Below are 4,588 nucleotides of genomic sequence, written 5' to 3'. Positions count from 1 at the left end.
CGGCGAGGATCTCGCCGAGTTTCAGCGCCCCGAGCGGGGTGAGCTCGGAGGGCTTGAAGATCATCGCGTTGCCGCAGGCAAGCGCAGGCGCGGCCTTCCAGCAGGCGATCTGGCTCGGGTAGTTCCAGGCGCCGATGCCGGCGCAGATGCCGAGGGGCTCGCGGCGGGTGAGGACCATGTCGCCGCCGAGATCGATCGCCTCGCCGGCGAGCGTGGCGGCGAGCGAGGCGAACCATTCGAGCGAGTCCGCACCCGAGGGCCAGTCGGCGACCAGCGTCTCGGAGAGGGGCTTGCCGGTGTCGAGGGTCTCGAGCTCGGCGAGCGCGCGGCCGCGGGCGCGGATGAGGTCGGCGGCGCGGCGGAGGACGCGGGCGCGCCGGGCGGGGGGCGTGGCCGACCAGGCGGCGAAGCCGTCGCGGGCGGCGGCGACGGCGCGCTCGACGACGGCCGGCGTCGCGGCGTGGAGGCGGGCGATGGGCTCGGCCGTCGCCGGGTAGAGGACGTCGAAGGGCGCGCCGGCTTCGTCCTCGAAGGGGGCGCCGGCGATCCAGTGCGAGGCGGCGGGCTGGGCACGCATCACGGGCGCCTCCCGTGGGTGGCGGGCGGGACGGTTTCCCCCTCCCCGCCCGGGCGCCCCGGCAGCGAAGACTGGACGGGCGGCATCATGCGAGGCTCCCGAGCTCGTGGTCGAGGTAGGTCTCGACGGTGGCGATGGCGGTCTCGGGGCGGGTGGGGCGGCCCTTCAGCGCCTCGCGCAGGTAGACGCCGTCGATCAGCGCGCCGGCGCCCTCGGCGATGCGGGCGGCCTCGGCGGGCGGCACGAGGCCGCGGAGGTCGTGGACGAGGTTGCTGTGCAGCCGGCGCTGGTAGAGGCGCAGCAGCCGCGCGGCGCCGGGCGAGGAGAGCGCCCAGGCGTAGAAGGTGAGCCAGGCGCTGATCGTCGCGCGGTGGAACTGCTCCGGGCCGAAGCTGCCGCCGACGATCGCCGTCTGGATCGCCGCCTTGTCGGTGACGTCGGCGAGCGCGGTCTCGACTTTCAGCCCCTCGCCGGCAAGCTCAGCCCAGAGGAAGAACGAGAGGCGCGCGGCCACCGCTTCCGGCGCGCGCGGGCCGTCGGCGCGGGCGAGGCCCTCGACGAGGACGGCGCGGAACTCGGCGAGCAGATGCCCCATGGTGGCGAGGATGAGATCGTCCTTGCCGCCGAAATAGTGATGCGCGAGCGCGGGCGAGACGCCGGCGCGGCCGGCGATCTGCGCCACGGTGACCTCGAGCGAGCCGTGGTCGGAGATCTCGCGCAGCGCGGCGCCGATCAGCGCCCGCTTCCGCGCTTCGGCCATCTGCGTCCTCGCCACCGCCACGCCCCATTTATTGATTGATCGGTCAATCAATATGGGTTTCCCTTGCACGCGTCAACGCTTTGCGCTGACGCTAGGCGCGACGCGAGCCGGGCAACGGCTCCGACAGCATGGAGGTTATGCCAGATGAAGCTCATCACCGCCGCGGCGATGGCCGCGCTCCTCGCCGCACCGGCGCTGGCCGCCGAGCCGGCGAGCTGCGCCAAGGTGCATTTCTCCGACGTCGGCTGGACCGACATCACCGCCACCACCGCGGTGGCCTCGACGGTCCTGCAGGCGCTCGGCTACGAGACCGAGGTCAGCATCCTCTCGGTGCCGGTGACCTACGCCGGCCTCGCCAAGGGCGACCTCGACGTCTTCCTCGGCAACTGGATGCCGACCATGGAGGCCGACCTCGCGCCCGGCCGCGACGCCGGCACGGTCGAGGTGGTGCGGCCGAACCTCGAGGGGGCGAAGTACACGCTGGCGGTGAACGACAGCCTGGCCGAGGCGGGGCTGAAGGACTTCGCCGACATCGTGAAGTTCGGCGACCAGCTCGACTGGACGATCTACGGCATCGAGGCGGGGAACGACGGCAACCGGCTCATCCTCGACATGATCGCCGCGGACCAGTTCGGGTTGGGCAAGTTCAAGCTGAAGGAGAGCTCGGAGCAGGCGATGCTGGCCGAGGCGCGGCGGGCGGAGAAGAGCGGCAAGGGGATCGTCTTCCTCGGCTGGGAGCCGCACCCGATGAACACGACGATCAGGATGACCTACCTGACCGGCGGCGACGAGGTCTTCGGCCCGGACTTCGGCGGGGCGACGGTCTATACCAACACCCGCAAGGGCTACTCGGCCGAATGCCCGAACGTGGGCAAGCTGCTCGCCAACCTCGAGTTCACCCTGCCGCTCGAGAGCGAGATCATGGGCAAGATCCTCGACGACGGCGAGGAGCCGAACGCCGCGGCGGCCGACTGGCTGAAGGCCAACCCCGGCGTGCTCGACGCGTGGCTCGAGGGGGTCACGACGCGCGACGGCGGCGACGGGCTCGCGGCGGTGAAGTCGTCGCTCGGCGTCTGAGCCTCGGAACGGCACGGAGGGCCGGGCGATGGAGTGGATCACCGCAACCAAGATCCCGGTCGGCAGGTGGGCCGGCAACGGGGTGGACTGGCTGACGGAGCACGCCGCCTGGTTCTTCGACGGGCTGGCGGCGGTCGTCAACGGGCTGATCACCGGCATCCTCTGGGCGCTGCAGACCCCGCCGGCGCTGGCGGTGGTGGCGGTCTTCGCCGCCATCGCCTGGCTGCTGCAGCGCTCCTGGGGGACGGTGGCGCTGGTGGTGCTCGGCTTCCTCTTCATCCTCAACCAGGGCTACTGGGAGGAGACGACCGAGACGCTGACCCTCGTCCTCTCGGCGGTCGTGGTCTGCATGGGGGTGGGGGTGCCGATCGGCATCGCCGCCGCCCACCGGCCGAAGCTCTATGCCGCCCTGCGCCCGGTCCTCGACCTGATGCAGACGCTGCCGACCTTCGTCTACCTGATCCCGGCCATCGTCTTCTTCGGCATCGGCATGGTGCCGGGGCTGATCGCCACGGCGATCTTCGTCATCCCGGCGCCGATCCGGCTGACCCACCTCGGCATCACCACGACGCCCAAGGAGCTGAAGGAGGCGGGGCTCGCCTTCGGCGCGACGCGGGGGCAGCTCCTGCGCAAGGTGGAGCTGCCCTGGGCGATGCCGCAGATCATGGTCGGGCTGACGCAGACGATCATGCTCTCGCTCTCGATGGTGGTGATCGCGGCGCTGGTCGGCGCCGACGGGCTGGGCGTGCCGGTGGTCCGGGCGCTCAACACCGTCAACACCGCGCTCGGCTTCGAGGCCGGGCTGGTGATCGTCGTGGTCGCGATCCTGCTCGACCGCGTGTTCCGCCGAGGAGGCTGACCCCCATGACCGAGCCGACCACAGGGCCGACAACAGACCGGACGGGCGACCCCGCCGCCATGATCGAGTTCGACCGGGTCTCCATCGTCTTCGGCGGCTCGCCGGCCACGGCGCTGCCGCTGATGGACCGCGGGCAGAGCCGCTCGGAGATCCAGAAGGCGACCGGGCAGGTGCTCGGGGTGCACGACTGCACGCTGACGGTGAACCGCGGCGAGATCTCGGTGCTGATGGGCCTCTCGGGCTCGGGGAAGTCGACGCTGCTGCGCGCGGTCAACGGGCTCAACCCGGTGGCGCGCGGGGCGGTCAGCGTGCGCGGGACCGACGGGCGGGTGGTCGACGTCGCCAGCTGCGGCGAGGAGAGCCTGCGCGCGCTCCGCCGCGGGTCGGTCTCGATGGTCTTCCAGCAGTTCGCACTGCTGCCCTGGCGGACGGTGGTGGAGAACGTGGCGCTCGGGCTCGAGCTCGCCGGCGAGCCGAAGGAGAAGCGGCTCGCCAAGGCGCGCGAGGTGCTGGCGACGGTCAACCTGCAGGACTGGGCGGAGAAGAAGGTCTCCGAGCTCTCGGGCGGCATGCAGCAGCGGGTGGGCCTCGCCCGCGCCTTCGCGACGGACGCCGAGATCCTGCTGATGGACGAGCCCTTCTCGGCGCTCGACCCCCTGATCCGCAACCGGCTGCAGGACGAGCTCTTGCAGCTGCAGGAGAAGATGCACGCGACGATCCTCTTCGTCAGCCACGACCTCGAGGAGGCGGTGAAGCTCGGCAACACGATCAGCATCATGGAGGGCGGGCGGATCGTGCAGTCGGGCCGGCCGGAGGACATCGTGCTGAAGCCGGCGAACGGCTATGTCGCGGACTTCGTCGCCCACCTCAACCCCTTGAGCGTGCTGACCGCCTCCGACGCGATGGTCTCGGACCCGGGGCCGGGCGACCCGGCGCGGATGCTGGCCCCGGGCGCGCCGCTGCGCGACGCGCTGCCGATGTTCGCCGCCTCCGACGCCCCGGTCTGGGTGGGCGAGGACGGCGCGACCCAGGGCCGCATCAGCCCCCGCGCGGTCTGCGCCATGCTGGCGAAGACGGCAGCCGCGGCGGCCTGAGCGGCGGCCTGAACGGCGGACGGTCGGCTAATCCGGCCAGAGCGCCGAGAGCGGGAAGGAGATCGCCTCGAAGGGGGAAACCCTCACTTCCTCGTCATCCTTCAGGGCGGCGACAAGGATCCAGCTGCCGCCCTCGAGCGCGAAGGCTTCGAGCGTGCGCGGCTTAGGGTCGACGAGCCAGAGATGCGCGACGCCGTTCTTCGCGTAGATCCGGCGCTTGT

6 protein-coding genes are annotated in these 4,588 nt (G+C 71.7%); 3 read left to right on the top strand and 3 right to left on the bottom strand.

The window, feature by feature from the left end; genetic code table 11:
* Positions 1–577, bottom strand: a 577-nt coding sequence (locus Q0112_RS17785) for an aldehyde dehydrogenase family protein (protein ID WP_297977358.1), incomplete at its 3' end; no start/stop codon positions are given.
* Positions 578–662: 85 nt separating this feature from the next.
* Positions 663–1,337, bottom strand: a complete 675-nt coding sequence (locus Q0112_RS17780) for a TetR family transcriptional regulator C-terminal domain-containing protein (RefSeq protein ID WP_297977356.1) — start codon at positions 1,335–1,337, stop codon at positions 663–665.
* 144 nt (positions 1,338–1,481) lie between these two features.
* Between Q0112_RS17780 and Q0112_RS17775 the strand changes: the two genes are divergently transcribed.
* From Q0112_RS17775 to choV, 3 genes are read left to right on the top strand one after another with little or no spacing between them, the layout of a single operon-like run.
* Positions 1,482–2,414 carry a choline ABC transporter substrate-binding protein gene (locus Q0112_RS17775; RefSeq protein WP_297977355.1) on the top strand — a complete coding sequence of 311 codons (933 nt, stop codon included), beginning with the start codon at positions 1,482–1,484 and terminating at the stop codon, positions 2,412–2,414.
* Between the two features lie 28 nt (positions 2,415–2,442).
* Positions 2,443–3,273, top strand: coding sequence for a choline ABC transporter permease subunit (gene choW / locus Q0112_RS17770; protein ID WP_297977353.1), 831 nt, complete (start codon positions 2,443–2,445; stop codon positions 3,271–3,273).
* A gap of 5 nt (positions 3,274–3,278) precedes the next feature.
* Complete coding sequence (gene choV, locus Q0112_RS17765) at positions 3,279–4,367, top strand: choline ABC transporter ATP-binding protein (protein ID WP_297977352.1); 1,089 nt, start codon at positions 3,279–3,281, stop codon at positions 4,365–4,367.
* 27 nt (positions 4,368–4,394) lie between these two features.
* Here choV and Q0112_RS17760 read toward each other — a convergent pair.
* The coding region (locus Q0112_RS17760) for a Uma2 family endonuclease (protein WP_297977350.1) at positions 4,395–4,588 on the bottom strand (194 nt) is incomplete at its 5' end.

Origin of the sequence: uncultured Amaricoccus sp., from assembly GCF_937858865.1 — a bacterium.
Lineage (GTDB): Bacteria > Pseudomonadota > Alphaproteobacteria > Rhodobacterales > Rhodobacteraceae > Amaricoccus.
The sequence above is the reverse complement of the archived record's forward strand: the minus strand, read 5'-3'. Positions and strand labels throughout refer to the sequence as shown.

Bases quoted from the DNA above. Each gene is read 5' to 3' on its own strand.
- Q0112_RS17780 (WP_297977356.1), bottom strand. From the start codon at position 1,337: ATGGCCGAAGCGCGGAAGCGGGCGCTGATCGGCGCCGCGCTGCGCGAG.
- Q0112_RS17775 (WP_297977355.1), top strand. From the start codon at position 1,482: ATGAAGCTCATCACCGCCGCGGCGATGGCCGCGCTCCTCGCCGCACCG.
- choW (WP_297977353.1), top strand. From the start codon at position 2,443: ATGGAGTGGATCACCGCAACCAAGATCCCGGTCGGCAGGTGGGCCGGC.
- choV (WP_297977352.1), top strand. From the start codon at position 3,279: ATGACCGAGCCGACCACAGGGCCGACAACAGACCGGACGGGCGACCCC.